Source organism: Xanthomonas sp. NCPPB 4467 (genome assembly GCF_041475665.2).
GTDB classification, from domain to species: domain Bacteria; phylum Pseudomonadota; class Gammaproteobacteria; order Xanthomonadales; family Xanthomonadaceae; genus Xanthomonas; species Xanthomonas dyei.
This window is the reverse complement of sequence record NZ_CM191260.1, coordinates 1,464,614-1,491,537: the sequence shown is the minus strand read 5'-3', so window position 1 is coordinate 1,491,537 and position 26,924 is coordinate 1,464,614. Positions and strand designations below refer to the sequence as shown.

Below are 26,924 nucleotides of genomic sequence, written 5' to 3'. Positions count from 1 at the left end.
ACGGGCGCAACCATGCATCCCTTCTCCAGCCGCACCGTCGTCCCATCCGGAGAAGGTGGCCCGAAGGGCAGGATGAGGGTACGTCTGCACGGACTAGATCAACTCAGCAATAGAAATGCCGACCAAGGCAACACGTCCTGACAACCAGCCATCGTAAGCACCCCGCTCCGTGCCCCGGCCTGCATCTTGCGACGCGAGCGCTCACGGACAAGCGCGCCAGCGCCTCGCAAGCGTTGCCTTCTCGCGCCACCGGGTGAAGGGTTTACATCACCGGTAGCCGTCTAGCGCGCAGTCCGCGCCAATCGATCCAAAATCCCAGGCACTTCCAACCCAAGCTCGCGCGCCAAAAATCCCACCGTGCCAATCCGCCTGGCCAACTGCTTGCCCGCAGCGGCATGCACAAACACACCCCACAACGCCGCCGTCAATGCATCGCTGCCACGCGCGGCAAACCCGGCAATCAACCCGGCCAGGGTATCGCCCGAACCGGACGTCCCAAGGCCAGGCACGCCGCCACGGTGCACCCACAGCGCACCGTCAGGCCCGGCAATGACACTGTCGGCACCCTTGACGATCACCACGCTGCGCGTCTTCTTTGCAAACGCCAACGCGTAGTCGCCGGGCGCCGCTTCCACCGCCGTCTTGTCGTCGCCGGCCAGCGTGGCCATCTCGCCGGCATGCGGCGTCAGTACCAACGGTCGGCCCATCGACGCGCGCAAGCGTGGCGACAACGCGCCCGCATCCAGCACCAGTGTGCACACCGCCTGCGCAATCGCGCGTTCGACCAACGCCGCAGTGGTATTGGTCGACGCCATGCCCGGCCCGATTACCGCCGCGTCGCAGGACGCCATGGCCGCATCGAGCGTACGGTGCCCGCGCACAATCTCGCCTTGCGCGTTCTGCCCCAACCCGAGTACCAGGGCTTCCGGCACCGCCAACGCCATCCCCGGTGCAACGCTCTCCGCGGTGGCAATCTGCAGTTTGCCCGCACCCGCACGCAATGCCGCCTCGCCGGCCAACAACGCGGCGCCTGGCACACGCATCGATCCGCCCACAATCAGCACGCGCCCACGCTGCTCCTTGTCGCCACCGGGCAACGGCAGCGGCATCGCGCGCAATGCTGCGGCAGTGAGCGTGCGCACGCGTGCCGCAGCCATGTCAGCGCGCTCCTGCCGGCCGATCGGACTCGGTGGTCACCGGCTCCTGTGCAAGCTCCGGCGACACGAACTTGGTGCGCACCAGCTCCAGCGATTGCCCATCGGCCGCGGCAACGTATTCGGTCACCCCGCAATTGGGCACATCGCCCTCGCGGTCGATGCCCAGAATGGTGGCTTCGTCCATCCGCTCGATCAGATAGCGGAAGCAATTGACGATCACCTGATGCCCCACGATCAACACGCGCGCGCCCACATGATTCCGCTGCAAATCGCCCACGATGCTGCGCAGGCGAAAGATCACATCGCACCAACTTTCGCCACCGGGCGGGCGGAAGTAGAACTTTCCCACCAGATTACGTTGCTCAAATAGCGCGGGAAATGCATCTCGAATGCCGGACGTGGTGTAACGGTCGAGAACGCCGAATTCTTTTTCGCGCAGCCGCTCGTCCACGCTCACTGCCGCAGCGGGCTGGCCCAGCGCCCTGGCCACCGCCGCAGCGGTCTGCCTTGCACGCACATAGGTCGAACTCAGGATCAAGGTCGGCCGTTCGTGCTCTGGCAAGCCTGCCATCCACGCACCCAAGGCGTCCGCCTGGCGCTCGCCCAGCGGCGAAAGCGGAATATCCGCATCCCGATGCTCCAGCTCGATCAGCGCCGCTCCCTTGGCCTCGGCCACATCGCGCGCCACATTGCCTGCGCTCTGCCCATGCCGCACCACCCACAACCGCGCCGGCCACTGCGCCGACACCCCTGCAACCGCACTGTTCTCACTCACACGCATCTCCTGCAACGAGCCCCATATGTTGCACGGCGGCCGTGAAAAAACGGTCGATCAGCGCATCTGCACGAACTGCAACACAGCGCACGCAGCACCCATGACCAATGGCCTATAGCCCAGCGAACGCAACGGATGGGTAACGCAACGCCGCTATACTGCAGCCCCCCGCCGACTTGCTCCCCATGTCCAACGTTCTGCTGCTACGCACGGCGAAAGAGCGCGAAGAACTGCTGCTGGAAGAGGTGCTGGATGCCACCGAACAGTGCATCGACGAGATCGGCCTCAACGCCACCAGCTTCGAACTGATCGCCGAACGCGCCAAGGTCTCTTGCGGCAGCCTGCTGCAACGTTTCGAAGACAAGGACGCGCTGGTGCGCGCATTGCTGGAGCGCAACTACATGCGCGCCATCCGCCAGATGTGGCTGGTGGAACGCCCGGCCAACGTGCACGTGGTGGATTTCATCGCCGGCCTGCTCGAAGAATGGCTGCTGCAGGAAATCAACATCAAGCGCACCCGCATCGACCTGGAGCTGCACCTGGCCACCCTGCGCGACCCGGTGCTGGCCGCCTTCATGCGCCGCCAGAGCGCATCGCTGATCGAACACCTCAGCGCCCTGCTCAAACGCCTGCTGCGTGGCCACGCCGACCCCGCCAGCAGCGAACAGGAATTCCAGGCGCGCGTCTTCGCCGTCGCCGCCATGTGCGGCGGCCTGCACAGCGTGATGACCAGCGGCATGGAACTCAACCGCATGCATTTGCAACTGATTCTGCGCGAGAGTTTGTCTGGCATCTTGAAGTCGGCGCCGGTGTAGCTTGGAAAGCCCGGCAGGTCATGCATAGCCCAGCGTGTTACTCAAAGCAGCAAGGCATGGCGTCGGCTTTTAACTGCCGGACGGTACCGACGGTTGTGCAGACGCGCGCGCTCTTGCGGCAACGAGCAACTGCGTGACCAACGCGCAGGCATCGTCGCCAGCTCCGCTGGCGGCGCGCCAGAGTTCTGGGGGCAATCGTGCACGGTCTGCAGTTGTCAGGTTCTGAAGATCTGCCGCCAGCGCAGCCCGCTCTTCCTCGCTCATCTCCCCTCCGGGGCCGGCCGACTCCCCATCGTTCACCAGGGCGATGGCCCGATCCAGACATGCTTCGGTGACGCCCAACGCCTTGGCCCTGTCGCCCTTGCTGACGCTCGCCTGCGGATACGCTTGCAGGTAGCGCTTCGCGAGATATTGCACTGCAGACAGCGTGCCCATCAGGACGGTGTAAGCCAGGGCTGGCGCAAGCGTGACCCCCGCATTCTTTTTCCAGGACAGATCTCCCTTTGCATACTCATATGCCGCCACAGCAGGCGCATGCACCGCGTCCACAACCGCAGATTCGGTAGCCCCTGCCACCGCAGAAGCGGCAAACCGTGCTGCGTGCAACCCGGTGTTTGCAATATGCACACCCACCGGCACCTGCGGAGCCTTCAACCGCGCTGCACGCACCGGCGCGCGCGGCAGGTCGTTCTGCAATTGGACGTTGGCCTGTGGGTCGCCCCGTTGCAACGGGCGCCCCACATCGCGCGGGGCCTGCACCTCCTGTCGATCGCGTTTGGGCGCGACAAGCGCCGCAGAAGGCATGGGTATACGGACCATGTATCGCCTCTTCTAACAAATTCAACAAATCGACCAAGAGCAGCTCACAAGACGACTGTGCGCACCGCCAGGAGGCTGCGGCCGGCGCTCGGTGCGGCATGCACCACGCGTGTACTCCGGTTCACAGCGCGCCGTCCAGACGCACCTGACACCTGCTCACCGGGTTTTGTCAGCCGCTGCAGGGGGGCGTCGTGATGCATTGCGCATGATCGACACTGGCATGATCTGGCGGCACCCAAGAGCAGATGACACGACTCAACCAGCGGTCGATGCACAGGCCTCCGCAGATGCGCGGTGGCGCGCAACCTCAAGTAAATTGCTGACCAATTTATAGGCATCGTCGCCGACCCCATTGGCGGCATCCCAGAGGTCAGACGGCAATCGAGAACGGTCCTCCGTTACCAAGTTCTTGAGATCCATGGCAAGCGCATTCCGCTCCCCTTCACTCATGTCGGGGCCTGGCGTATCTGCATCAAGCAGGCTCACCATTTCGATGGCAGCATACAAACATGTTTCAGTCATCCCAAGCTCGTTCGCTCTAACCGCAATTGGGACGTTTGCCTGTTCTTGTGCTTGGGCTTGCAGATACCAGGCTGCCAAGTACTCAACCGCATACAGCCCGATCATCGGAGGATAGAAGGACAGCGCTGTTGAAACCGATACATTCGCATAGTTTTTCAACCACGCATCATCTGTTGCGTAACCATACGCCGCCACGAAAGGTGCCGGCAATGCGCCCACGCTGAACACCGCGGCAGGCACCGATGCCACCATCCTGCCGAAATGTGCAACCTTCATCCCGAAGTCCGCAATCTGGACACCGAGCGGCCTGCGCGGCTCCCTGAGCCGCGCGGCACGCATTGGCGGCCGTGGCGCCAACTGTTGCGCCAATTGCGTGTTGGCGTGTGGGTCGCCCTGGTGCGAGGAAGAGCCCACGTCGTGCTCGGTAGGCCCAGCGGTTTCTTCTTGCCTTGCCCTTCTATGGGTCGCCACGGTCAGGTTCACTGGACGCATGATTCATGCCTCTACATCGATTGACCAGGTGATCACTGTGCTACCCGAATGCGATGTGATGCAGCAGAAAACCGAAAGATCGCAGCGCTGGGCGAAACGTTTAAACCTCCATCTTGTAGACGACCCAAACAATCGCTTTACTGGCTAAGCGATTGCGATTGTCTGCAGCCACTCGCTTGGCAGGAGCAACTGACAAAGGCACAAATAGTCATCGTCAAGCGGACGGAAGGTATGGACAGCGTGCAAGCTCCAGTTCGGCGATCGCGCTATTACCAAACTGACTCACGCTTCCGCATCAAAGCAGTGCAACAGAAAATTTCCGCTTCGTTTCGTTCTAACGTCCTTCGCCGATCGATTTGCCAGGCAATGCAGTCAGATAATAATTGTATGGTCATTGCTGGACATCGACACGAAGACAGCAAATGGACTCCATCAGGCATCAACGCCGCCCCATATGCATGTAAACGCGCAGGACGTGCACGAGGACGAAGCTAAGCGCACCGTCACTGCGTCAACTGACCATCCTTTCCCAAGCTGCGAGCCCCGCGACGGAATGCTGCAGGCGTTACCGCGAAAAAGCCAATCTCACGCGCGCGCCATCAAACGTTCACTCAGTGCACCTCCACTGACGGCAACACAGCGACGCATGCTCGCCGAACTCGGTGCCGAAGGCGGCACATGCCTCACGCCCGACGAAGCGGCCGTGCTGCGGGAGCTCAGCTTCCACACGCCGGCGACACCGTGCGACACGGTGTTATTTACCGACCCCAACAAGGATCCCGATGACGTGGTCACCTATGTCATTGGCAAGCAATTACAGACCGCCGGGTTTGTGCGCGTTACCGGTGTTGCGGTGACGCTGGGCGATGCAGACGTGCGCGAAGAACGTGCACGACTCGCCAAGGGCGTGTTCAACCGCCTGCAATTACCCGACGTGCGTGTGGCACGTGGTCAGGATTACCCCATAGGTGCCAAGCAAGCCAAGGACCATGCCAAGTTCCTGCAGGAAGGCCGCCATTGACGCGCTGAACCGGGCGACCTTTGCGGCAGCAGCCTACAGCTCATGCACGACCAACTGATGCAGGCATCGAAGGGACTGAGCATGGTGGTGATTGCAGGCATGACCGACGCCAATGCGCTGGTCGATGCGCATCCGGCGCTTGCGAGCGAACGCATCAAGACCATCACCGTCATGGGCGGCGTCGACCCGGCCAAGGACGCAGACGGCTATGTCCAGCCGGACTCGCGCGCCTACAACAATGCGACAGACCTGCACGCGGCCCGTGGTCTTTATCGCAAGGCACAGCAACTGCGCATTCCATTGCGCATCGTCACCAAGGAAGCCGCCTACAAGACAGCGGTGTCGCCGTCGTTCTATGAGGGCCTGGCGAGGAGTGGTCATTCCGTGGGCACATACCTCAAAGACGTGCAGAAAAATGCATTGAACGGCTTGTGGGACGGGATCCAGGCAGGGCTGCTTCCCGGCCTTGATGAGGCGTGGTTCTTTCGCACGTTCACCGCAGACGCCCTGCCGCAGGCGAATCGCTTGCAAAGTTGCGCAAGACAAGCCATTGCGTTCGACCAAGTATGGCCGAGGGTCACCAAACTCAAACTTGTACGACCCGTTGACACTACTGGCGGCGGTTCCCGGCGCAGCGAACATGTTGTTCACGTCAAGGCAGATACAGACCGATGCATTCAGCTTCGTGGAGCAGGTGGGCGAACAGGAAGTCAGGCATCCAGAAAAGGCGAAGCTGTTGATGTCTGCTTTGGCAAAAGTGGCGCTTTCTTCAAAATGAAGAGTAAATCCGCCTTAGAGGTAACGCAATTATCTAGCTAAATAGCGCGGAAGGGTACATTTAAAAAATACCCCACCCCTCCCCGGGGGCTTACACCGGGGCAAGCTCAACCGAGCACGCAAAGTCGGCTGCGAACTGCATCTGATCGTCGATCGCAACGGTTTCATCGAACGCCTCGACGGCAGCTAAGGGCGCGATGTGCTGGACACGCATATTTTCCGCGCACTCAGTGCAAACCGAGCATTGGCGGCCGACTACAATTAAAAGATACGAGACAGCAGCAAAGGCGGGCTGATGCCCGCCGATGTCCACGATGAACATCAACCGCAGACCTCAGATTTTTTCTGGCACTGGATTGAGAGGATTCGGCATCGCCAGCCTGAAGTGGATCCTATATAAATTCACTAAACCATTGGTTATTGACCCACTTCGCACCAGCTTATGATTTTTCGCAATTAATCGGTGGCAACGCACCGGCAAAGCTATAGTACGAGCCATATCCAATTCACATGGAAACTATATACATCATGCCAATCAAAACCAACTACACCGGAATTTACTCACAAAGCATGTCTAATACGCAGCGCGACCAAGAACGGTTTAATGCGGAATTGAATGTGCATCTCGACCATCTCAACTCTCGTTCCACTGGAAACCAGTTGCTGAACGAGCTACAGCAACTAAGTCAAATAAGAAGACACAAAGCTACTATTCATGAGATCGCGCGCAACCAAAATCCATGTGCAGAACCGGTTCTCTCACGGCACCAATTAGACGCTCACCCTGAGCTCACCAGATTCAAAGATATTCGCGAGAAAGCCGGCCTTTTATATGCTCTCAAGAAGCCAGAAGAGGGAAAAAACGAGGGGTCAAGTGTTGTTATTTCATGGAGCCCCCATCAGACAAGCATTGAGTTGGACGAAGATGGAGACCCAACCGGCAGGACGACCTCCAGTCCCATTGACAAAGTCTCGGTGCTCGCACACGAATTGGTGCATGCAAAGCATATAATGGCTGGGACGTGGAAGGGTTCATATGAAGATGAACGCAACCCAGACACTCCCACCGGAAAGGAAGAGTTGCGTGCTGTTGGCTTAGGAAAATACAAATATTCTGAGTCAGGCGAACCATCGGAAAACTCTATTCGGGCCGAGCACGGTTTACCAAAACGGGTTAGCTACCATTACAGTGGCTATAGAAGCGAGTGAATCAAACGACGACATGACCTTGTGCCCACGCGATTTTGACGAGAGCGTATTGCCTGCTATCGGCTGCGTCGAAATATAAGAATTCGCCACGTCATTGACCATGTTTAGCCGATAGTGGATCTCTTGTATCCCAAAGCGCAAGACCTTTGGCTGCATTCATCCCTGGCTGAAGCTCAGTCCTCACCTTGACAGCCGACTCTGGCAGATCTGTGCGGTGCGAGCCAACGGTTGAATGCCAACGGACAAGCCCCCAGACACGGGAGCCGATGCTCGGGCAACCTGTTGAAGCGGGGCCGCTCCAACCTGGGACGCACGAGTAAGCTCATCGGCCGACGGCATGGCCGCGAGGGCATCCAGCGAGTACGGTCCGGAAGCGTGCTCCAGATCTCCCCATGCCACGTTAGCGATCGTGGGGCTGCCTTCACCGGCCGGTACAAGGCGAGGTGAGTTTCGGGCTGTCGGCGCGCCGTTTGCTGACCATCTCGTCTGCAGCGCTGCAGCTGGCGGCGGGGCTTTGGCACGTCGCTGCCAAACCACCGGACGAAGACGCACCATATAGCAGCCGTAACGGGCGCGCAGGCGCAAGGCCACAGCGGCCCATCAAAGCCGCTGAAGCTCCAACTGGACCAGGATGTTGCACATGGCACCGGCCGCATCAAAGATCGCGCTGCCCAGCACGGGTAAGGTGCGGCGGTCCAGCCGATCGGTGTTGCCGGCAGCGATCACATCGCCATGGGCGGCGATAGTCGGCAACAGCTGATCCAGCGCATCTACTTGCTTCACGGTGACGCCGAAGGCAAGCGCATCACACGGCTTGTCATCCCCTGCCCGCCGTCGCGCGCCGGCCGATGCCATCACTGGCCGGCTCATGCGGCCTTCCCTGCGTCAGCGCGCTCACTCTCAGAGGCACCGGGCTCCAGGCGCGCGGGCCACTGCGCCTGTGCCAGTGCCTGCGTTACCTGCTCGGCCAGCAGCTCCAGGCAGCACGCCAGCTCGTCCATACAGATGGCCGGCTGCCGCGCCTGCTCTTCGGCTCTTGAGCGTGGCTGCGCCAGGCGCGCCAAAAAACGCATGTGGTCGCGCAGCTGCTGCAAGCGGTACTGCGCGCCTTCTGGCAGGTAGTAGCCCGGGTGTGACTGCACATCGCGTACAACGTCCGACATGGCCTGCTCCTCATTCCATGGAATCAGCCCGCCCGCCGCAATGCGACGGACGGGAAGTCGGGAGGCTCGAAACCGCGTATAGCCGGCGGGCGTATTCCCCTTGCGGGTGTTGTATTAGCCGCCCTCCCGACGCAGGCATCGCATCGGTTGCGCCCCTAAACAAGCAGGCACAAAAAACCCACCGGTTTGTCGGAGGTGGGTACCGCTATACGTGGAGTTTCGAGGCTCCGTGAGGTGATCGTGCTACTGGCAAAGCTTGGCGTCAAGACTAGCCGGCAATCGACGCAGTGACCTCTTAGCAGCGAGCCGATCGGAGCGCGTTCAATCCAAAAGCTCGGCGGTACCGCCACAAAACCAGTCAAATCGCGCAATTGGCGCAACCAATCAGATCTTTCAAATCCCTTCTACGTCCATCCCGTGCTCGGCAAGCCATGCCTTGCGCTGCGCATAGTCCGGCATCGCACGCTCCAACCGTAGCCAGAACGCCGGGGTATGGTGCGCCTCATGCAGATGCACCATTTCATGCACCAGCACGTACTCGGCGATGCGCGGCGGCAGCAGGATGGTCTTCCAATGGAAGTACAACCAGTCGCCCTTGCCACACGAACCCCAGCGGTAGCCCAGATCCTGGACCTTTACGCCCGCTGGCGCGACTTCCATCCGGGCCGCATGCTCCACCATGCGCGTGGACAGCCAGGCTTTGGCACGTACCCCATACCATCGGATGAAATGCTCCCTGGCCTCGGGCAAGGCCTGCGACGCCAGGCAAAAACGCCCGGCGGCCAGTTTCAGCGGCACGGTCTGGTCGGACATCATCTTCAGCCGGTAGCTCCGCCCTAGATAAAGAAAACCCTCCCCACCCACGAACTCCTTGCGCGGCGCATGTCGCTGCAGGCGATCCTTCTCTGCCAACCGGGTGTAGATCCAGAAGCGCTTTTCCTGCACAAAGGCACGCAACCTGGACTCTGCCACGTCCGGCGGTGCAGACAACACCAGCGCGCCATCACGCTCGACGGTAATCTCCATCGTCCGGCGGCGCGCACTGTGTCGCACCGTGAACAGCAGATCGTCCACCTGCAGACTGGAGGCTGTCATGGCTGCTCGCATGGCATCACACCTGCATCAACCGCTCATGGCTGGCACGTGCCTGTTCCATCAGCTTGTCGGTGAGCAGCCCCGCCGCAGCTTCGTCCATCAGCGGGGGACGCAGCCGCATCAGACGGTCGAACAGCAAACCATTGAGCTGTTCCTGTGCCGCGCGCTTGTGCAAGCTCCAGATATTGCGGTTGCTCTGCAGCTCCTGCACCAACAGCTCGACCAGCTCCACGGTCACGTCCATCAACCGGAGCAGTTCCGTCGGGGGCGGCTCGCGCCCGGCACAGACCACGTCCATCACCGTGCGAAGAAACGGCACGCAGTGCTCCGGCACACCCGCTGGCGCATCGGCAACACCGGCGCTGCCGTTGCGCACATCGTCCACCAGTGCCTGCAGCTGAGCAACCTGCTCGCTCCATTGCTCACCCAACGCCCGCAAGATCTCGTTCAATCGCTCGGAAAGCTTGCGGTACAGCACCGGGTCCTCGTCGGCGTGCTTGCGGATATGCGAGCGCACCGCGTGTTCCATTTCCGAAGCCTTGGCGCGGTCATTCGCGGCCCGGCTCACATGTGCATCGAACTGGGCATCTGTCAGCTGGATCGGCGCAATCTTCGGATCGATGCCCAGAGAGATCACATGGTCATCAATCAGCTTGCGCACCTTGGCGCCCACGTCCTTCCCAAGCACCGGCGTGTCCTTGTAGCGATTACGGGCGCGCGCATGGATATAGGCCAGGCGCTTGGCATCGGCAGAGAACGGTAGGCCTTCCGGACGTGGCAACACCGTGTCCAGCGATCCAAGAAAGGCTTTGAGCTTGACCACGAACTCCGCTCTGAGCTTCTCGTTACCTAGTGCATCCACACAGGCCTCGGTGTCGGCTAGTGATGCGATGCCCCGTTCGCGGAATAGCTCAACCACCCGCCCATGCCGGTCGCGTAGCACCGGCACCTCGTCCTTCAAGCTTGCCAATGCGCCAACCACATCTTCGTCGGCGTAGGCAGCCAGCGCTTCCTTCAGGTGCTGGGCCACACCGTAATAGTCCACCACGATGCCGCGGCGCTTGCCAAAGCCGGTGCGATTGACGCGCGCAATGGCCTGCAGCAACTCGGCCTCGCGAATCGGCCGGTCCAGGTACATCACACCGGCGATCGGCGCATCGAATCCCGTCAGCAGCATCGACTTGACCACCAGGAACGCCAGCGGATCCGCCTTGGTCATATCCGGATGCAGCAGCGGCTTCTTGAAGCGTTTGATCAGGGACTCGTGGCCTGCATGGTCGGTCCAATGCTTCCAGCCTGGATCGTCGTTGTTGCTGCCGGAGATGATCGGCGCAAACTCGATACGCGCCAGCACCTCACGATAGCGCCAGGCCTGCACCACTGCCCGCACCTTCGGCAGCCGCAGGCACAGGGCCTCATCATCCATCGCCTTGTCCTGCGGGCTCAGCGCATCGGCCTCCTGCAGCAGCTCGTCGCGTGCAGCTTTCAAGGCGACGAAATAGCGAGTGGCAGCCAGCCGGCTGTAGGCCACCACCTGGGCCTTGTAGCCATTGGGCAGGATGTTGGCGACGTAATGGCGCAGGATGTCGCGCGCCTTGTCGGCAATCAGCGCCGGCGCATCGAAGATATGACCCTTGGTGGCATACTTTTGCTTGATCGCTTCCAGCTCTTCCGGCGTGTGCTGGCGGAACAGATCCTCGAACAGTTCGTCCAGGTCCGCGCCATCTTTGATAGCGCCGTTGGCAGTACGTCCTTCGTAGAGCACCGGCACCGTCGCTCCATCGGCCTCGGCCTCCTTGATGGTGTAGCGGTCGATGAACTCACCGAAGATCTCGTGAGTGCGCTTCTTCTCGCCCATGATGATCGGCGTGCCGGTAAAGCCGATGCGCGCGCAGTTGGGCAATCCGGCCAGCAGGTTGGCATGCAGGTCGCCGGCCTGGGTACGATGCGCCTCGTCCACCAGCACCAGGATGGCGTCGTCATCGTTGAGCACCTCGAAGTGCTCCGCAGACGCTTCGGCCTTGCCGTACAAAGCCGGCGCCTCCTTGACCGCGTGCCCAGCACCCGGCAGATCCTCGGCCTTCAGCGGCGCATCGTTGGCGGTGTCGCCATCGCGGTACTTCTGGATGGTGACGAACACCAACCCCGGCCCCTTGCGCCGTGCCAGGGCTTTCAGGCCTGACGTGCTGTTGGCCACCTCCACCGTCTCGCCGGTGAGCGTGGCGGTCACGGACAGCTGGCCTTGCAGGTCCTTGCGGTCGGTGACCACCACCACCTTGAAGCGTCGCAGCGCCGGTTCGGCGCGCATCTTGCGCACCAAAAACACCATGGTCAGCGACTTTCCCGAGCCCTGGGTATGCCAGATGATGCCGCCACGCTGATCGCTTTCGCCATGCTGCAACCGGGTCTGGCCGCGCTTGAGCTTTGCGATCGCACGGTTCACCGCACGGTATTGCTGATAGCGACACACCGATTTGATGGTCTGCCCGCCCACCTGCATGAACAGCAGGAAATGCTTCACCACATCCAGCAGGTTCGCTGGCGCCAGCAGGCCGGCAATCAAGCGCTCCTGGGCGTTGAGCGTCTGCTTGCCGAAGCGTTGCGCCGCCTCCGCCTCCGATCCTGCGCCGTCCGGCCCCACTACCGTCTTCCACTGCGCGAAGTGCTCGAAGCCCGCGCCGATGCTTCCCACCCGCGCCTCATCCACGCAGCTGGCCACCAGCAACTGGTTGGTGGCAAACAGCGTCTCGTTGCCCTCGTTCTCGTCCACTTCCAGCGCGGCTTTGCGCTGATTGCTGTAGCGGCGCAATTGGTCCACCGCCTCGCTCAACGGCTCGGGGATGGACGGACTCTTGCACTCCACCACCACCAGCGGGATACCGTTCACCAGCAACACCAGGTCCGGCACGATGAAGGCCTTGGCGCTGTTGAAGCCGGGCGGGCAGTCCACGCGGTACTGGCTGACCACGGTGAAACGGTTGTTGGCCGGTGTGTCCCAGTCGATATAGTGGATCGTCTGCCCGCGCCCACCATCCCAGCCGGCCAGCCCGTCGACCGTCAGCCCCTTGGTCAGCAGCTCGGTGGCCTGCTGGTTGGCCTCCATCAACCTGTGCGCACCCAGGCGCGTGATCGCAGCCACTGCCTCAGCGAGGCGAGCATCGTCCAGCCACGGCTTGCCGTCCGGCCCCGGATTTAGCTCGAGCAGGTGCTCGCGCAGCCGGGCTTCCTGAACGACCTCGGCAAAGCCGCTCCGTCCCGTGACGGCGGGGTCGTCCAGGCTGCCGGCCAGATGCGTCCAGCCCACCGCCTGCAGCTGCGCCACGAAAGGCTTCTCAACGTCTTCCAACTCCCAACCCATCAACGTCTCCCTGGCTGGATGCAGGCATCCATGAACATCCCAATATTTCCCAAAAACTCCCAAAAACTCCTAAAGAGCCCCAAAGCTTCCCAAAGCGCCCGGTTCGCCTGCCGACCACCGGTCAGTCGTCAGGTTCGATGGTGTAGTAAGCCGAACGGCGTGTCCCATGTTGGGACAGCCGCCCTTGCTCCCTTAGCTGCCACAACAGGGCTTTGGCCTGATCGGCGCCCAATCGGCACAACTCCATCACCTCGGCACGGCGGATCTGCCCGTGCTGCTGCACGTAGTTCAGCACCAACTGCGCGTTCTGCAGGCTGGTGAAGCCGGCTTGCCGGGTATAGGCGGCCTTCTCGCCCTGGCGCTGATACACGGCCGCCGACAAGGTGTAGCTCCGCCCACGGGTCTGGCCGTGCGCCTCGATCAGGCCGGCCTCGGTCAGCGCCTCCAGCGTCCGCTTGGCGCTGGCCGGGTCGCGCTGGATGCGCGCGGCCAACTCGTCGGCGGTCACACGCTTGAGCTCGCGCAACGCGGCCAGCGCGATCAGGCTGTCGATCGGCAGTTCGCCATTACTGCGCCGCTCCTGCTCCACCACCATGCGGCCGAAGTCGAGGTCCACCACACCGGTATCCAGCCGCACCACCACGCTGTGGCTGTCCGTGCGGGAGTAGTCCGGCGCCGAGCGGCCGAAGCGCAGCAGACCGCGATAGATCGTGTCGACCCCGCGCCCCGAGCGTTCCACCACACCGATGCGCTTCATCGCATCGGCAAGTGCGCGGTTGCGTGGACGCGGCTCGGTGGTCAGCAGGTTGTCCAGCGTCACCCCGTCGACCAGGCCGCCAGGGTTGCTGACCACCAGCGCATCGTTCTCCAGCCGCACATGCACCGCGCCCAGGCGGTGGTAATCGCGGTGGATCAGCGCATTGGCCACCGCCTCGCGGTAGGCACCCATATCGACCTTGGGAACCGGCACGCGAAACAGGCCCACCTGCAGTTCTTCCTCCGGGTTATAAGGGCGGAAGTTGGTCTCCAGCCAATCGATGGCCTGAAGCAGCGGCACGCGGCGGAACTCGTTGAAGCGTACGGCCTGCTCGGCCAGCACCTGAAACGCAAACTCATGTGTGGCCACATGCTGGCGCAGCGCCTCGACGCGCCCGATTACCAGCAGACCGCACAACGTCGGCACGCGGCGGCCGTCGGGCTGGCGCGTCGTGAAGCCCAGCGCGCCGTCCAGCGCCTCGTCGTCCAGTTCAAGCAGCACGCGGTCGCCGCCATACTGTTGAACGGCCTGGCGTAGACGCTCACGCTCCAGCGGATCGAAATCCGAGAGTTGCGCGCCGGCCACCGGCTGCGCCGAGGCATCGGCCAGGCCAAGCTGGCCGAGGCGGCTGTCGCGTTCATGCGGCAGCATCGGCACACATTCGGGCGTGCCATCGTGCTTCAGCCGGCGGCGCAGATAGACGCCACCTGCGGTGGCCACCACCGTGGCGGCCTTGGGCACCACGATCCGCGCCACGGGCACACCATCGATCTCGACCGCCTCCACCTGCACCGCGATGGCCGGCGAGGTGCGCGCAGCGATCAGGCCGGGCAAGCCGACCAACTGACGGTGATCGGCATGCAGACCGGTCGCGGTGCCATCGTCTTCCACGCCCAGCCACAGCTCGCCACCGTACGCGTTGGCCAGACACACCACGGCCTCGGCCAGCTCAGTGTCGGACAGCTTCCTGCGGTCGCTCTTGAACTCGACCGTCAGCGATTCGGCGGCTGGCAGGGGGTGGGTCATGCGGTGGCAGCATCCAGCAGCGGGGTGACACGGACGCGGCCGGTGAGGAGGTCGTCCATGAGGCCGGACTTGAGCTCTCGTAGTGAAGACAACTGCAAATCCTCACTTTCAGCTTGCCGCTCAGAGGATCTGACAGCCGCAACAATCTTCTGCTGTTCGTCGAGCTCTGGACAGGGAATGGGAAATGCTTTCAGCTGAGTCAAGTTGATGGACGCGAGGTTGGTGGACTGCTTAGATGAAAGGAGGAAAAATCTCTTCCCACCCGAAGATGCCGTGTAAAAAGCAAGGAAATCGGCATCAAGACACGAAGGATCACAGCGGACACGAAAGACGTGATTCTGGTGAAGGCATGGCTCGATTTGAGAACGCCAGACCGCGCCACGTCCAAGCTTGTCGTAGTCTCCCCCTTCATTCATCAGCACGTCGCCATCCATAAGCTTGTACCTTTCAATCTCATCAGTGAGAACCCGAACTTGCTTAACGCTTGCGAGATCGAAATACCCATCCTGCACATTCGCGACACGTAGGTATGGAAGCTCAACAGAGTTGGGACCAGCTAGATCTCGCCCAAGGGTGACGCCGCCAGCGATGGAAGCACAAGCACCAAGCCGGCGCACGCTCCACTCGAAGGGAATCCATCCTAGCGGTGATGACTTGTAAAGGTGCGGGGCCTCAGCCTGTGGCGGCCGTAGTTCGCCGTTGGCGTCGATGCCGCGCGTCAGCAGGTCGTGCAGCAGGCCCTGCTTGACGGCCTTGAGCTTGGCGATCAGCGCTTCGGTTTCGTGAATGGCGGTGTCGAGGGTATCGAGGACTTCTGCGATCTTTCGCTTCTCGGCATGCGGAGGAGACGGCAACCGGATCTCACAGAACTCGGCGCCCGAGATTTCGAGAAACGTTGTTCCAGACGCGCGCCGGGATATCTCCGGCTTAACTTTGTCAAATGCATGCAGATAGAACCGTGAGTCGTCGGCCGTATCGAAGACGATCGACTTGAACCCCTGATTCGTTGCCATCGGAACCGCATTGATCGCGCGCGCTCCCAAAGTTGCACGTGTCGTGACCATCAACGAGCCAGGTGGAAGTAGATTCGCTCCACTGCTCGATAAGGCGGAAACACTGATGTGCTCGTTCGTATCCCACAGAAGCATCGGTATCCCGCTGCTCACCTCACTTGGCGTTGCCCACGGGATCGCCCCCCGCCAGAACGACATGACGTTGCGAGACGGCGTTCCACCTCCGACGACCTTTCCCAGCTGCCGGACTCTGAGTTGCTGCCAGTCATGCGGGAGATCTTGGAGAAATCTCTGATACCGGTTATCAGGCTCTCGCACTTCGATTTCAGACATACCCCAACCCATTCAAGAACCCTTGCAACGCCCGCGCTGCCTCATCGCGCTTGCCTTCGATATCCGCCAGCGTCACCCGGTACTTGTCCCACCAGGTCTCGAACGCCGCCACAACATCCTTGCGCTGTGCGGCGACGTAGCGCTCGACGATGGCGCGCATGTCGTCATGAAGGATGGTCAGCAGCAGCGCTGCGGCCGCTGCGTCGTCCAATGCATCGACCTTGCGGTCGAGCTCATTGGTAAAGCTGTCCTTCTGGGCCTTGAGTTGCTTCTTTACCGTGGCCAGGTCTTTCTTCCAGTCCTTGAGCTGTGCCTCATCGACGGTATCTTCGTTCTCGTCCGCATCGGCCGGTTCGGCATCGCCATCCTCGCCATCGGCGTCTTTCGATGCCTTGGGGTCGGCCGCCTTGATCTGGCTGTCCAGCTCGGCCTTCTTCGCGTCCAGTTCGGCGATGGCCTCGACGAACTCGGCCAGCAGGAAACGCACCAGCTTGTGGTCCAGCGGGTTGTCCTTGCTGGCCTTGTCCTCCAGTGCGGTGACGATGCTGGTGCGCCAGGCATCAATGACGCCACGGGCGCCGCGCACCATCAGGGTCTGAAACTCATAGCGGGTCTGCACCCAGAAACCGGCGATGATGCCGCGCACCTGAAACGGATTGAGCAGGCCGATTGCTTCCAGCGCTTCGCTGAAGCTGGCCAGCAATTCGTGGCGCAGCGCGACCAGCGCAGCGGCGTCATTCTGGCGCCCGGCCAGCGCGGTGATGCGGGTACCGTGCGCCTGCCACCAGGCCTCGAACGCGTCGCGCAACGCAGCCTCCTTCGCCCGCAGGCCGGGATTGCCTTCGACGGCAGGCTTGAGCTCGGCGCGGGCGGTCAGCGTCGGTGCGAAATCGAGATACGCCGCGTCACGCGCGACGAACAGCTCCTGCGGGTCCAGGCCATGCGCGGCGAACAGCGCGGCCTTGGCCTGCACCTCGGTCCTCGGCACGCCCCCGACCAGATGCGCGCGCACGTCGTGCGGTTCCGGCGCTGGAGCGTTGTCGGCATACCGGCGGATGTTGAGGTTGCAGCCGTTCTCCAGCAGCGTGGCGTTATCGACGATGGCGGAAAAGCCGTCGATGGCGCGGAATTCGTCGAACGTGGTGACGATCTTCTCGATGTGCTCAGGCAGCAGGTAGTTCTGTGCGCGCCCCTCGAAATACTCTCGGTCGGCATTGATGAAGAGCACCTTGCCCCGGCGCTGTGCCGGCTTGCCGCTGACGCGGTTGCCGCCGTGCTGCACCTGCTGACGTAGCACCAGGATGCAGGCCGGGATGCCGGTGCCGTAGAACAGGTTGGGCGCGACGCCGATTACCGCTTCCAGCAGGTCATCGGCAATCAACCCAGCGCGGATGCGCGCCTCGTCGCCACCGCGGAACAGCACGCCATGCGGCATGACCGTGGCGATCATGCCGCCATCGCGGGTCACGGCCACCATGTGCTGCAGGAACATCAGGTCGGCCTTCTTCGCGCCCAGCGGCACCTGGCCGTAGCGGAAGCGTTCGGGGAATTTCGGTGCCCAGGCCGGCGTACCATCGGTGTTCTTGTCGGCGGTGCCCCAGTTGATCGAGAACGGCGGATTGGTCAGCACGCGATCGAAGCGCTGCAGCTCGCCACCGGCGACATGCTGCGGCTCGGCCAGCGTGTCCTCGTTGCGCAGGTCGGCGGTGCTGATGCCATGCAGCAGCATGTTCATTTGGGCGATCGACCAGACCGTGCCGTTGAACTCCTGCCCAAACAGGTTGGCCTTGCGGCCGTCGCCGCCATGTTCGTCGATATAGTCCTTGGACATGATCAACATACCGCCCGATCCGCTGCAGGGATCATAGATGTCGTGATGCTGCTCGGGCTTGAGCAGCTGCACCATCATCCGAACCACCGAGCGGGGTGTGTAGAACTCGCCGCCCTTCTTGCCGGCGGAGTCGGCGAACTCGCCGATCAGGTATTCGTAGGCCGCACCCAGCAGGTCGGGAAACTCGAAATCCTCGTTGCGCAGACGGTGCAGGCCGAAGTGGGTGATCAGCTGGCGCAGCTTGATGTCGGGGAGCTTGCTCTGGCCGACCTTGCGGGTGAAGTCGATGTGCTCCAGCACGCCATCAAGGCTGTTATTAGTGTCTTCGATCCCGGACAGCGCCTTGTTCAGCGCATCACCCACGTTCTGGTGGGCATCGTTGACCAACGTCTGGTAGCGCGAAATCCGCGGAACCCAAAACGCACCTTCGACCTTGTACCAGCGCGGATTTTCGGCAGAAGCGTTGGCTTGCGCCTCGCTTTCACCGGCGCGCTTGCGCTCGGCGATGACCTGCTCGCGGCGCTGCTCAAACACGTCAGAGCAACGCTTGAGGAACAACATCCCGAAGATGTATTCCTTGAATTCGGACGCATCCATCTTGCCGCGCAGGATGTCGGCGGCCTTGAACAGATGGCGTTCCAGCTGGGGGAGAGTCAATGGCATGAATCAAACTTCTCTTTAGTAATGCTTAAATTCGAGTGACAGATCGGCATCAGTTTCACCTCTCAGCACGGAGTGACGGCGCTAGATGATGCGTTTTGTGCAGGCATCTCACTGCGACCATCAGCTTTCCTAGCAGGGCTTTCGTCAGCTTTCTGAAGCAAGGAACCAAACCGGCTTCAATGGCAGTTGTGTGCGGGCAGTGTCACTGAGCTGCGCGTAATGCGTCGTCCATAGCTCCACCAACTTCCGCGCATCGATCAAGTTGATCCGCCGATGCGACTGCCTCGCTTCGTAATCAGCGTCCTTGGTGAAGCCGGACAATGCGACGAACAAACCGACATCGCCCTCTCCCAGAACCGCCATAAAGCTGCGCAGGCCTGTCACATCGATCCGCGGCGAGTTGGCATTGCGCTTGACCTGCACCTTGATGCGCGGCGGGCGGGTGCCGAGCGGGTCGTTGTAGGCAATGATGTCGGTGCCACCGTCCTTGCCGGGCGGTGCGACCCAGGCCACGTGATACCCCATCGCCCGCAGCAGCGACGCCACGAGTTCCTGGAAGTCATACGGCGGCATCGCGGCGAGGTAAGCCTCGATCTCGGCCCATGCCATCTCTTCGGCTTCTTCCAGCGTGATGCTGGCCGATTCCTCGGTGAGCTCGCCTTCGGGATCGTCGACCTCGTCGGAGACGGGCTGGGCGCTCTTCCACTTCTTGTACAGCTGGCCGACCGCCCGGATGAACTGCTCTGGATCCGGGTAGGCGTGCAGCGCCGCTTCGCCCTCTGGCGTGAGGGTCCAGATGCCTTTGTCCTTGACCAGCCAGCCGGCCTTGACCGGCGCCACGGTGCTGAAGCGTACGATCTTCTCGAAGCGACGGCCGCCGGTTTCGTAGTCACCCGCTTCGTACTCGGTGAGCACGACCTGCTTTTCCAGCGAGGCTAGTGCATCGGACGCACGCATGCCTTCCGGTTGGGCCTTGAGGATATGGAACAGCGCACGGGTCAATTCCCCCGTGCGATGCCTGCTGATATTGGCCATCTACTTCCCCTGTGGCGCGACGTTGGCGCTCACGCCGTGCTTAATGATAGTCGTCTTCACGCTGATGCCTGACGGCCAAAACGGTGACGACCTGATCGCTTTCCACCTCGAACAGCAGCACATAGCCGCTGGCACCGAAGCCGATCACCAACTCCCGCAAGAACGGGTCTGCCACCCCCGCCTTGCGGCAGCTCAACGGCGCCAGTTCAAGCACGGTGACGCCGTCGTCGATGGCCTGCAGCGCGCGCTCGGCCACGGTGAAGTCGCCTTCGGCACGCTGTAGCAGCCAGTCGTAAAGCCGCGCGAGATCGTCGCGCGCTTGCTGAGTGAAGCGGACAGAAAATCCCACCTTGGCTCAGCCCTTGCGCGCCTTGTCCAGCTGGGACTGCAGCCCGGCCAGCACATCCTTCGCGTCGATGTATCGGTTTGATCCCTTGGCGCTGTCACGCGAGGCCAGCCCACGCGCAATGAAGGCCTCCTGGTGCTGGCGCTGCTGCACCTGGGCGCGCACGGAGTGCTCGACGAAGCTGGACAGCGTCTCACCCTCCTGCAACACGGCTTCGGCCGCTTCGCGCAGTGCGGGGTCCACCCGAAGTGACGGCAGAGATGCGGATTTCATGGCAGACCCAGTGCGTTGCAATTGCGATGCATCATCGCAAGCGAGCGGCGGCGCTTCAAGGTTTTCTTTGCAGACCTAAGCCGAAGATGTCGCAGCTACGTTGATGCGATGTCACGTAGACGCTGAAGCACGATGCTTGCGCGCTCCGGTTCGGCGACCAATCCGGGTAGCGCGTTCACAAAAGCCGGGTTGTCTATTAGCCCTACGAACACATCGGCGACCCACTGCCGAAGGTCTGCATGCTCCACGGCAAACTCTTCCACCAGCTCAGCCCGGCCATCGACGACATTGAGTACGTCCTCCAGGTCGTGACTGGAAAGGAAGTCGCTGTTGCCTCGGGTAGCGAAGGCTTCGAGCTTGGTCGCCACGAATGCTGTCGCTGTCACCAAGCGGATGGACAGGCGATCGCTCAAGGCAAACACTTGCGCCGTCTTTACAGCATGGGCATACCAGCGGTTGGAGAAGCCAAGCACGCCTTCATCCACCGGCATCAGGTCGAAGAGGATGCCCGACGCTTGGTGTATCCAACGGCAGACGACACCGCTCTGCATCTCTCGCGCAAAGCCCTGCGATTCCACACGCGCCTCGATGCCGCGGAATCGGGACCAATCAAAATTGACCACCGCATCGACGTCATAGGTGGCGCGGACGTTTTCAGCCAATGGATACGACACCAGCAGGCCAACGACTGCCCCGCCGAGGAAGACCATGTGGTCGCAACGTTCGCCCAGTGCATCCGCAATCACACGCAGATGCGGTAGTTAGGATCATCAGACCGCATCGCCAAGCCCCAGCAACTGCTTGAGATAGCGCGCCGCCAGCGTGCGCTCGCGGGCGCGCCCGCTACGCAGGGCGTCCTGCAGCGCCAGCAGCTGGTGCAAGGCCGGGTCGGCCAGCGCAGCGTTGGGCGCACCGGCCGACAACGGCGACAAGCCGGGGCCTTTGGCCGTGCCCTGCGCGCTTGGCCACACCGGTGCATCCCCTGGGGAGCTGGCAATCGCAGTGGACAGTGGGGGCACGCCAAAAGCCGTAGGAATGCCACGCTTTGGCGGCCCGATGACCGCAGGAAAGGCATAACGCACGCCGTGGACCGCAAACTCGTGCAAGGCCGTGCGCACCGTCTCCCACTCGCCGCGGCTTTTTTCCAGCGCCAAGCCGGATGCCACCGCGCGCTTGACGCTGCGATGCACCTGAGAGGCGCTCATGCCCAGCGCTTCTCCGAGGGATGCATAGGTCCAGGCCTGGCCCGCCTGGGCGACCTGCTTGTACAGCACCACCAAATCCTGCGGCTTCAGTTCCACGGCCAAGCCCGCCTTATTCCATATTCCAGAATATGGAATATCCAGCGAACAAACTGTTTTTGCAAGCAGTCTTTGCGACACGCTGACCTAAACGAGGATCTAGCGCTCGAAGGCGGAAGCCAGACACTCTCATCCAATGCTCCGCGGCTTAACCGCCTCCTCCTGCGCCAACGATCTCTCCTGCGCTTGGCTTTGGCTCTGCGCCAAGTTGCGCGCGTCGAGTTCTTGCAGCTTTGCCAGCGATTGCTCCACCGGCGTACTGACGGCCACGTCAGTGGGCATGCTGGCACGCAGATGGGCCGGATTGCTGGGCTCGCCCTGCACCACGAACACGGTAGCGCCAGCCGCCGCACGCGGTGTCTGGTTGCTCAGCGACACATGGTCAATCCGCTCAAGCCCGTGCTCCTTTGCCAGATGCGCCAAGCTGGCACTCATCCGCTCGCTGTGCGCATCACTGCTCCGTCCCATGCTGGCATCCAACTTGCCAACCAGAGTCGTTGCCTGTGCATGCAGGGGGTGAGGTGCCTGCGGCGTGGGTTCCAGGTCTGCCTGTCGCTGCCTGCCGTGCACCGGCTCTGCCGGCCCACCTTCTTGCCGTTGGGGATGAGGCGGCTGATTGCCACGCGGCTGAGGGCCGGGCCGTGCTCCCTCCTGCTGAAGCCCTTGGTCTAGCTGCTGCTCTCGCACGGGGCCAGGGGTCGTGCTGGTCAGCACGTATTGCCAGCGTGTTTGCGCAGGGTTGCCTTGAACAGCATCCATGAACGGCTCGTAGTCGTCCGCGTGGATAGTCTGGCAGCCGGCCGAGTCTGTGCTGCCGCGTGATCCGCGGTGGATTTTGAATGTGTCGTTGAGATCCTGTGTGCCGTTGACGTCGGCGTGATCAAACCAGCCGTCGGCATTGCTGTCCCGCTGCACCATGCCGAGACCTGCAGTCACTGCAGCCTGGCTAGGCCGCAGCGCATCGTCCATGGATCCAGCCAGCAATGGATTGGGATGCTGCGCCCTCTGCATTTCGATCGTGCCTTCGCCCAAACGTCCGAGGTCACGGACACCATCCCCCATTTACATCGTCACCCTCGATCTTGCGCGGCCGCGTAATGCTCTCAAACCCGGGGGAGGGATCGAATCGGCGGTTTTTACGACCGCCCTCGCCCAGCGGCCTCGCTCCGGTATTGCCCGCGTGGTGATCGTATTGCGCAGTGGGCTCGGTGTTAGAGCGGTTCGCTTCAACCACATGAGCGGTTCCGTCTGCGTCCTTCCACAGAACGACCAGGCGATCGTTGTAGACACCGCTGCCACCGCGTGACTCATCGCGAGGAGTTGCCGGGTTATCTGACCGCCTTTGGGTTGGATGTGCCGAATCTTCCATGGCGTCGAGCGTGGAATTCTCTTGCTGCAGGCCAAGGATGACCCGTTGCCCTGGCGTTGCAAGCGCCTGATCTGCTGCCGTATTGCCACGCGCTTGGGCGATGCTTGCGTAAACGTCGTATTTTTGACCGTCGGAGAGAGTCGCCATCTCATTGTCGGCTGGAAATCGCGGTGCAGTCGTGTGAATGCTTTGCAGGCGTTGTAGCGCTGCGGTAACGCCTGGCGTCTGCGCGCGGCCTGCATTGGCAGCGATATCACGCTCTGCCTGGATGCCGACGTAGCGATCCATGCTTTCTTGCACGATTTCTGGCTGTCCTTGCCGATGCCGTTCCAGCAATGCCACTGCATCTGCGGGACGGTTGGCATTGAACAACACCACAACCTCGTCTGCACGCTCTTTGATATTGAGCTCTATGACACGCGCCATCTTTGCTCTCCCTGCATCGATTAATGAGTGACGAAACGGTCGCCCTTGTTGTCCAGCGGACCAGAACAGGCAGCCTTTCCTTCAGCGACGGGCCTGCACGGCCATCGCGAGCGATCAACCGTGTTCATCAAGTCAAAGCGCTGCCCGTTCCAGACCAGAAATCCGAAATGCAGGTACGCCCAATCGTTGTAGTAGCGCGGATCACTGGCAAGCGGTGCGTCCGGGTCGAACTCGATCACCCAGCGCAGCACGGGAACCGCCCACAGACGCGACATATCAAGAAACGGGACAGGTTCCGCGTAAGGCTGGTAACGACGGATCTCGTCCTCGGTCAATGTGGGTGCAGGCGGCAATACCTCTTTACTAACATCGGCCAGCTGTCCTTTCGCATCGAAACGGAATGCGCGTACGCCACCCGAATCCTTGCAGTCCACTGCCTGATCGGTACACCGCACCCCACCAACCAGGTATACGACATCAAGAGGATCGGGTGATTCGAAAGAGCGCACCCAGAATGCATCGGTCGCCAGCATGAAATCGGCACGCTTACCCAAACCAGCAGATGCAACGTAAACAGCATGTTTCAAGGCGTCTGCGCGCGTGTCGGGAGTGATTGCCAGATCAGATGATGAAAGCGCCAAGATAACTTGAGCTAAAGGGCGCGGCGCAGGGCCGATGCATTCGTCGGCAGGCAGAAGAACACTGCGGCCAGAAGCGCTTCGCTGCAATCGGGTTGTACAGGTGGCGCCCATGTCTTGCTCCAGCGCGAACTGCTTCCATGGCTTTGGAGAGGACAAGGGCACTTCCGGGTAGACGTTCTTGGCGGCAGCTATCGTCGCTGAAGGGCTGGTTGCCGAGCGAGCGCTGTCTTGGGCGCATCCAGCTGCAACGATGAGCACGACACCCACAAGCAATCCGTTCAAATGGCGATGATGCATGCTCTGCTCCGTGTGGGTTGCCTAAGCTTTGATCGGCTTGTTGTATCAGGACGATATCAATCATGCCTTGTCGTGCTGGTTACTGCTTTGGCCTGGTTTCACCTGTGCGCTTGCGCTCACCCTATGCCGCGCGCCATGGGTTGGCACCCTTTGAATTAATGGGAAACGAATCGGTCCTCACCATCTGGATAATCAGAATATGCTGGTTTGCCCGTGCGTTGTTGACGACACGGCCACTGCGCTCTTGCAACCCGTTCGACGCGCTCGAAGCGTTCGCCCGTCCATCGGAGAAAGCCAAAATGCGCATAAGCGCCGACCCGCCTTGGGTCATCGGCGGCAAGCGGCTGGTCGGGGTCAAACTCCATTAGCCATCGCATGGTTGGCGCCATAGGTAACTTGTCGTCGAACAGAAAAAGCTCCGAGCCGCCGTGTTCGTTCTGCCTGGCGATATATTCAGCAGTCAGGCTGGGCGCTGGCGGGAAGATCGATACGCTGACGTCGGATGCATTGCCGTCCTTATCGAGGCGATAGGCTTTGCGCCCTTGGCCTGATTGGCATGCAAGGCCTGCGTCACCCGCACTGCATTTCACTGGCCAGACCAGATACACCGTCTTGTCAGGATCGGCACTTTCGAACGAACGAATCGTGAGCTCACCTGCGGCCACAGTGAAATCCGCGCGTCGTCCCAACCCAGGTGCGGCCACGTAGACCGCATTGCGCAGACTGGCTTCGCGCGCCTGCTGCGAAGTATCGACGGCGTCTGCACGCAGAGCCAGCAGTGCGCGCGCCATGTGCGCGGGTGCCGGGCCTCGGCAAAACGCGTCCCTCAACAGCGGTGCAGGCGCAGTGCCCTGCGATTGCATCCTGTCAACACAGATAGCCCCCATCTGCCGCTCCAACTTGAAGGGGATCCAGGATGTGGGCGAAGCAGCGGGTGCCTGAGGAAAGGAGGACACTTCCTCGGCATCGCGCAAGGGCTTTGCTGCAGCAGCTTCTGTCGAAAGTCGTGCACACCCAAGCGTCATGATGGGCATTAGCGCCGTGGCTACCAGGCAACGCATCAGCTTCTTCACGAGCATCCCCTGAGCAGAGAAAACAGACGCTCCGGACTGTGTCCGCGTAACGGGGTGAGGTCAAGCATCGGCATGGCATTGATTGATCTGGCCCAGAGGTTGGCAGCGCCTGTAACAGCCTGTGCAGCATATGGGGGCAGTACGACATCTCGCGGCTCTATTGAGTACCGGAGGTCAGTTCCTCCCGGTCGTACATCAAGGCACGCCCCAATGCTGCAGGTCTGCATATCCACTCGCGAAAGTCACCGCTACCCTTCTGCGCTCATTGCATTTTCTTGATACGCACAGCCGATCAGTGCTTGTGCTTCGATCCAGAAGTAGCCGCAAGCGCCAGCCGAAATCGGCATCGGTCTTGTTGATACCTAAAGAGGGTCGAACGCCGGTCATCGATGTGGTCAACCTGTCCCGCCATCGCTTATTTGCCTATAGTTCTCGGTAGACCCTGCAATGGATTGACCAATGCACATGATGTCATCCGGCCGGTGCCTGACGCTTGCACTTGCCGTCGCTGTGACCGGCAGTGCGTGTGCACGGACGCCTTCAACCGAACAAAAAAGGACTTCCCCCATGTCTGACACCGTCACCACAGGCCGCACCATCAACGGGCATACCTATTCGGATGCGCCTGTGGACGTGAAGCTGGGGCCGAACACGTTCCGTATCCCTGCCAACTACCTGGACAGCCAGATCGCACCGTGGCCGGGCGAAGGCGTGACGCTTGTCATCGAATGGCCGGACATGACCCCCACCCCGCCCGGTGCGCGCGCGAACCCGCGTACGAACGATTTCCGGAAGGAAATTTCGGTCGCGATCGACTACATCGACCGCGCACCCATCGAAACATCACTGGAGAGGCTATCGTCCAACGAGGCCATCACTGAAGACGGTTCGGTGGAACGCCGAGATCCAAGAGATCGACTTGACCTACGCGTTGCCCAAGCCGAAACCATGGGGCTGATGCTGTACGCCATCGACGAAGCAAAGATGGCGGGGTATACAAAGGAATACGAAGCAAACTATGGCAAACCACCAACCCGTAATCCCGGCTACGAAGACGACTGGTATGTCGCCCGCGGACCAAAGGGCAAGCTGACGACATTCATCAAATGCGATAGCAAGACGTTTCGAGGAGATGGAGTGCGCCTGGAAGGTGATCAGGTTCTTAACGAGGATGGCGCGGTTTCGGCGGGTTGCTTTCATTATTTCTCGGATATCGACAACAAGCTCTCGATCAGGTTGACCTACAAACGAGCCTTCCTGAAGGATTGGAAGCGCATGGAAGACGCAGTACGGGATGTCCTGGCGCGAACCAAAGTTCAGTAATCCGCCTATTACAG

Annotated in this window: 23 protein-coding genes, 1 other RNA gene and 2 pseudogenes; 5 read left to right on the top strand and 21 right to left on the bottom strand. The window is 61.4% G+C overall.

Annotated features, from left to right (window positions below):
- Nucleotides 1–281: 281 nt before the first annotated feature.
- Both ACCQ06_RS06540 and ACCQ06_RS06535 read right to left on the bottom strand, forming a co-directional pair.
- A complete protein-coding gene (locus ACCQ06_RS06540) occupies nt 282–1,157 on the bottom strand; it encodes an NAD(P)H-hydrate dehydratase (protein ID WP_316691381.1) in 876 nt (291 codons plus the stop codon).
- Between the two features lies 1 nt (nt 1,158).
- The gene (locus ACCQ06_RS06535) at nt 1,159–1,938 is read right to left on the bottom strand and encodes a histidine phosphatase family protein (protein ID WP_104614203.1); all 780 of its coding nucleotides are present in this window, start codon (nt 1,936–1,938) and stop codon (nt 1,159–1,161) included.
- 179 nt (nt 1,939–2,117) lie between these two features.
- On the opposite strand from ACCQ06_RS06535, the gene ACCQ06_RS06530 reads away from it, so the two are divergent.
- Nucleotides 2,118–2,747, top strand: a complete 630-nt coding sequence (locus ACCQ06_RS06530) for a TetR/AcrR family transcriptional regulator (RefSeq protein ID WP_104614204.1) — start codon at nt 2,118–2,120, stop codon at nt 2,745–2,747.
- A 69-nt stretch (nt 2,748–2,816) separates the two neighbouring features.
- On the opposite strand, the gene xopAV (ACCQ06_RS06525) is transcribed toward ACCQ06_RS06530, so the two are convergent.
- Nucleotides 2,817–3,488, bottom strand: a complete 672-nt coding sequence (gene xopAV, locus ACCQ06_RS06525) for a type III secretion system effector XopAV (protein ID WP_372365770.1) — start codon at nt 3,486–3,488, stop codon at nt 2,817–2,819.
- A gap of 176 nt (nt 3,489–3,664) precedes the next feature.
- Here xopAV (ACCQ06_RS06525) and ACCQ06_RS06520 point away from each other — a divergent pair.
- Nucleotides 3,665–3,741, top strand: a non-coding RNA gene (locus ACCQ06_RS06520) — sX9 sRNA.
- An 80-nt stretch (nt 3,742–3,821) separates the two neighbouring features.
- Here the strand turns inward: ACCQ06_RS06520 and xopAV (ACCQ06_RS06515) are convergent.
- On the bottom strand, nt 3,822–4,580 hold the full coding sequence (gene xopAV, locus ACCQ06_RS06515) for a type III secretion system effector XopAV (protein ID WP_316691377.1): 759 nt from the start codon (nt 4,578–4,580) through the stop codon (nt 3,822–3,824).
- Nucleotides 4,581–5,002: 422 nt separating this feature from the next.
- Here xopAV (ACCQ06_RS06515) and xopQ point away from each other — a divergent pair.
- Nucleotides 5,003–6,379, top strand: a pseudogene (gene xopQ, locus ACCQ06_RS06510) (type III secretion system effector XopQ).
- Nucleotides 6,380–6,469: 90 nt separating this feature from the next.
- Here the strand turns inward: xopQ and ACCQ06_RS06505 are convergent.
- Nucleotides 6,470–6,700 (bottom strand): hypothetical protein, encoded by a 231-nt coding sequence (locus tag ACCQ06_RS06505; RefSeq protein ID WP_316691374.1) that lies wholly within the window; start codon nt 6,698–6,700, stop codon nt 6,470–6,472.
- Between the two features lie 206 nt (nt 6,701–6,906).
- On the opposite strand from ACCQ06_RS06505, the gene xopG reads away from it, so the two are divergent.
- Entirely contained in the window at nt 6,907–7,587 is a 681-nt protein-coding gene (xopG, locus tag ACCQ06_RS06500; protein WP_316691372.1) for a XopG/HopH/AvrPtoH family type III secretion system effector, read from the top strand.
- Between the two features lie 600 nt (nt 7,588–8,187).
- On the opposite strand, the gene ACCQ06_RS06495 is transcribed toward xopG, so the two are convergent.
- From ACCQ06_RS06495 to ACCQ06_RS06420, 16 genes and pseudogenes are all read right to left on the bottom strand, one after another.
- On the bottom strand, nt 8,188–8,457 hold the full coding sequence (locus ACCQ06_RS06495; protein WP_104614209.1) for a hypothetical protein: 270 nt from the start codon (nt 8,455–8,457) through the stop codon (nt 8,188–8,190).
- Nucleotides 8,454–8,750: an XAC0095 family protein gene (locus tag ACCQ06_RS06490; RefSeq protein WP_316691369.1), complete on the bottom strand. Its 297-nt coding sequence runs from the start codon at nt 8,748–8,750 to the stop codon at nt 8,454–8,456. The genes ACCQ06_RS06495 and ACCQ06_RS06490 overlap by 4 nt, the downstream gene beginning before the upstream one ends.
- Nucleotides 8,751–9,143: 393 nt before the next feature.
- Nucleotides 9,144–9,857 carry a M48 family metallopeptidase gene (locus tag ACCQ06_RS06485; protein ID WP_316691367.1) on the bottom strand — a complete coding sequence of 238 codons (714 nt, stop codon included), beginning with the start codon at nt 9,855–9,857 and terminating at the stop codon, nt 9,144–9,146.
- Between the two features lie 4 nt (nt 9,858–9,861).
- Nucleotides 9,862–13,203 carry a type I restriction endonuclease subunit R gene (locus ACCQ06_RS06480; RefSeq protein WP_316691365.1) on the bottom strand — a complete coding sequence of 1,114 codons (3,342 nt, stop codon included), beginning with the start codon at nt 13,201–13,203 and terminating at the stop codon, nt 9,862–9,864.
- Between the two features lie 121 nt (nt 13,204–13,324).
- On the bottom strand, nt 13,325–14,986 hold the full coding sequence (locus ACCQ06_RS06475; RefSeq protein WP_316691363.1) for an ATP-binding protein: 1,662 nt from the start codon (nt 14,984–14,986) through the stop codon (nt 13,325–13,327).
- Nucleotides 14,983–16,332, bottom strand: a complete 1,350-nt coding sequence (locus tag ACCQ06_RS06470; RefSeq protein ID WP_316691361.1) for a restriction endonuclease subunit S — start codon at nt 16,330–16,332, stop codon at nt 14,983–14,985. The genes ACCQ06_RS06475 and ACCQ06_RS06470 overlap by 4 nt, the downstream gene beginning before the upstream one ends.
- Nucleotides 16,325–18,826 carry a type I restriction-modification system subunit M gene (locus tag ACCQ06_RS06465; protein ID WP_316691359.1) on the bottom strand — a complete coding sequence of 834 codons (2,502 nt, stop codon included), beginning with the start codon at nt 18,824–18,826 and terminating at the stop codon, nt 16,325–16,327. Before ACCQ06_RS06465 ends, ACCQ06_RS06470 begins: the two co-directional genes overlap by 8 nt.
- A gap of 144 nt (nt 18,827–18,970) precedes the next feature.
- Nucleotides 18,971–19,861: a restriction endonuclease gene (locus ACCQ06_RS06460; protein WP_316691358.1), complete on the bottom strand. Its 891-nt coding sequence runs from the start codon at nt 19,859–19,861 to the stop codon at nt 18,971–18,973.
- A gap of 40 nt (nt 19,862–19,901) precedes the next feature.
- On the bottom strand, nt 19,902–20,210 hold the full coding sequence (locus ACCQ06_RS06455; RefSeq protein WP_316691356.1) for a type II toxin-antitoxin system RelE/ParE family toxin: 309 nt from the start codon (nt 20,208–20,210) through the stop codon (nt 19,902–19,904).
- 6 nt (nt 20,211–20,216) lie between these two features.
- Nucleotides 20,217–20,480, bottom strand: a complete 264-nt coding sequence (locus tag ACCQ06_RS06450) for a YlcI/YnfO family protein (RefSeq protein ID WP_316691354.1) — start codon at nt 20,478–20,480, stop codon at nt 20,217–20,219.
- Between the two features lie 215 nt (nt 20,481–20,695).
- A pseudogene (locus tag ACCQ06_RS06445) lies at nt 20,696–21,103 on the bottom strand (hypothetical protein); the annotation flags it as partial.
- A gap of 147 nt (nt 21,104–21,250) precedes the next feature.
- On the bottom strand, nt 21,251–21,781 hold the full coding sequence (locus ACCQ06_RS06440) for a MarR family transcriptional regulator (RefSeq protein ID WP_316691353.1): 531 nt from the start codon (nt 21,779–21,781) through the stop codon (nt 21,251–21,253).
- Between the two features lie 129 nt (nt 21,782–21,910).
- Nucleotides 21,911–22,750: an XVIPCD domain-containing protein gene (locus ACCQ06_RS06435; protein ID WP_316691352.1), complete on the bottom strand. Its 840-nt coding sequence runs from the start codon at nt 22,748–22,750 to the stop codon at nt 21,911–21,913.
- 73 nt (nt 22,751–22,823) lie between these two features.
- The gene (locus ACCQ06_RS06430; protein WP_316691350.1) at nt 22,824–23,576 is read right to left on the bottom strand and encodes a hypothetical protein; all 753 of its coding nucleotides are present in this window, start codon (nt 23,574–23,576) and stop codon (nt 22,824–22,826) included.
- Nucleotides 23,577–23,596: 20 nt separating this feature from the next.
- The gene (locus ACCQ06_RS06425) at nt 23,597–24,514 is read right to left on the bottom strand and encodes a hypothetical protein (RefSeq protein ID WP_316691349.1); all 918 of its coding nucleotides are present in this window, start codon (nt 24,512–24,514) and stop codon (nt 23,597–23,599) included.
- Between the two features lie 155 nt (nt 24,515–24,669).
- Nucleotides 24,670–25,587, bottom strand: coding sequence for a hypothetical protein (locus ACCQ06_RS06420; protein ID WP_316691347.1), 918 nt, complete (start codon nt 25,585–25,587; stop codon nt 24,670–24,672).
- Between the two features lie 459 nt (nt 25,588–26,046).
- On the opposite strand from ACCQ06_RS06420, the gene ACCQ06_RS06415 reads away from it, so the two are divergent.
- On the top strand, nt 26,047–26,910 hold the full coding sequence (locus ACCQ06_RS06415; protein ID WP_316691346.1) for a Smlt3025 familytype IV secretion system inhibitor: 864 nt from the start codon (nt 26,047–26,049) through the stop codon (nt 26,908–26,910).
- Nucleotides 26,911–26,924: the final 14 nt, after the last annotated feature.

What these genes read in the sequence shown, in the direction of transcription:
- ACCQ06_RS06415 (WP_316691346.1), top strand. Translation starts at nt 26,047, where the DNA reads ATGCACATGATGTCATCCGGCCGGTGCCTGACGCTTGCACTTGCCGTC.
- ACCQ06_RS06485 (WP_316691367.1), bottom strand. Translation starts at nt 9,857, where the DNA reads ATGCGAGCAGCCATGACAGCCTCCAGTCTGCAGGTGGACGATCTGCTG.
- ACCQ06_RS06435 (WP_316691352.1), bottom strand. Translation starts at nt 22,750, where the DNA reads ATGGACGATGCGCTGCGGCCTAGCCAGGCTGCAGTGACTGCAGGTCTC.
- ACCQ06_RS06470 (WP_316691361.1), bottom strand. Translation starts at nt 16,332, where the DNA reads ATGTCTGAAATCGAAGTGCGAGAGCCTGATAACCGGTATCAGAGATTT.
- ACCQ06_RS06490 (WP_316691369.1), bottom strand. Translation starts at nt 8,750, where the DNA reads ATGTCGGACGTTGTACGCGATGTGCAGTCACACCCGGGCTACTACCTG.
- xopAV (WP_316691377.1), bottom strand. Translation starts at nt 4,580, where the DNA reads ATGCGTCCAGTGAACCTGACCGTGGCGACCCATAGAAGGGCAAGGCAA.
- ACCQ06_RS06465 (WP_316691359.1), bottom strand. Translation starts at nt 18,826, where the DNA reads ATGCCATTGACTCTCCCCCAGCTGGAACGCCATCTGTTCAAGGCCGCC.
- ACCQ06_RS06495 (WP_104614209.1), bottom strand. Translation starts at nt 8,457, where the DNA reads ATGAGCCGGCCAGTGATGGCATCGGCCGGCGCGCGACGGCGGGCAGGG.
- ACCQ06_RS06425 (WP_316691349.1), bottom strand. Translation starts at nt 24,514, where the DNA reads ATGCATCATCGCCATTTGAACGGATTGCTTGTGGGTGTCGTGCTCATC.
- ACCQ06_RS06530 (WP_104614204.1), top strand. Translation starts at nt 2,118, where the DNA reads ATGTCCAACGTTCTGCTGCTACGCACGGCGAAAGAGCGCGAAGAACTG.
- ACCQ06_RS06540 (WP_316691381.1), bottom strand. Translation starts at nt 1,157, where the DNA reads ATGGCTGCGGCACGCGTGCGCACGCTCACTGCCGCAGCATTGCGCGCG.
- ACCQ06_RS06535 (WP_104614203.1), bottom strand. Translation starts at nt 1,938, where the DNA reads ATGCGTGTGAGTGAGAACAGTGCGGTTGCAGGGGTGTCGGCGCAGTGG.
- ACCQ06_RS06480 (WP_316691365.1), bottom strand. Translation starts at nt 13,203, where the DNA reads ATGGGTTGGGAGTTGGAAGACGTTGAGAAGCCTTTCGTGGCGCAGCTG.
- ACCQ06_RS06460 (WP_316691358.1), bottom strand. Translation starts at nt 19,861, where the DNA reads ATGGCCAATATCAGCAGGCATCGCACGGGGGAATTGACCCGTGCGCTG.
- ACCQ06_RS06505 (WP_316691374.1), bottom strand. Translation starts at nt 6,700, where the DNA reads ATGTTCATCGTGGACATCGGCGGGCATCAGCCCGCCTTTGCTGCTGTC.
- ACCQ06_RS06430 (WP_316691350.1), bottom strand. Translation starts at nt 23,576, where the DNA reads ATGGCGCGTGTCATAGAGCTCAATATCAAAGAGCGTGCAGACGAGGTT.
- xopG (WP_316691372.1), top strand. Translation starts at nt 6,907, where the DNA reads ATGCCAATCAAAACCAACTACACCGGAATTTACTCACAAAGCATGTCT.
- ACCQ06_RS06450 (WP_316691354.1), bottom strand. Translation starts at nt 20,480, where the DNA reads ATGAAATCCGCATCTCTGCCGTCACTTCGGGTGGACCCCGCACTGCGC.
- ACCQ06_RS06475 (WP_316691363.1), bottom strand. Translation starts at nt 14,986, where the DNA reads ATGACCCACCCCCTGCCAGCCGCCGAATCGCTGACGGTCGAGTTCAAG.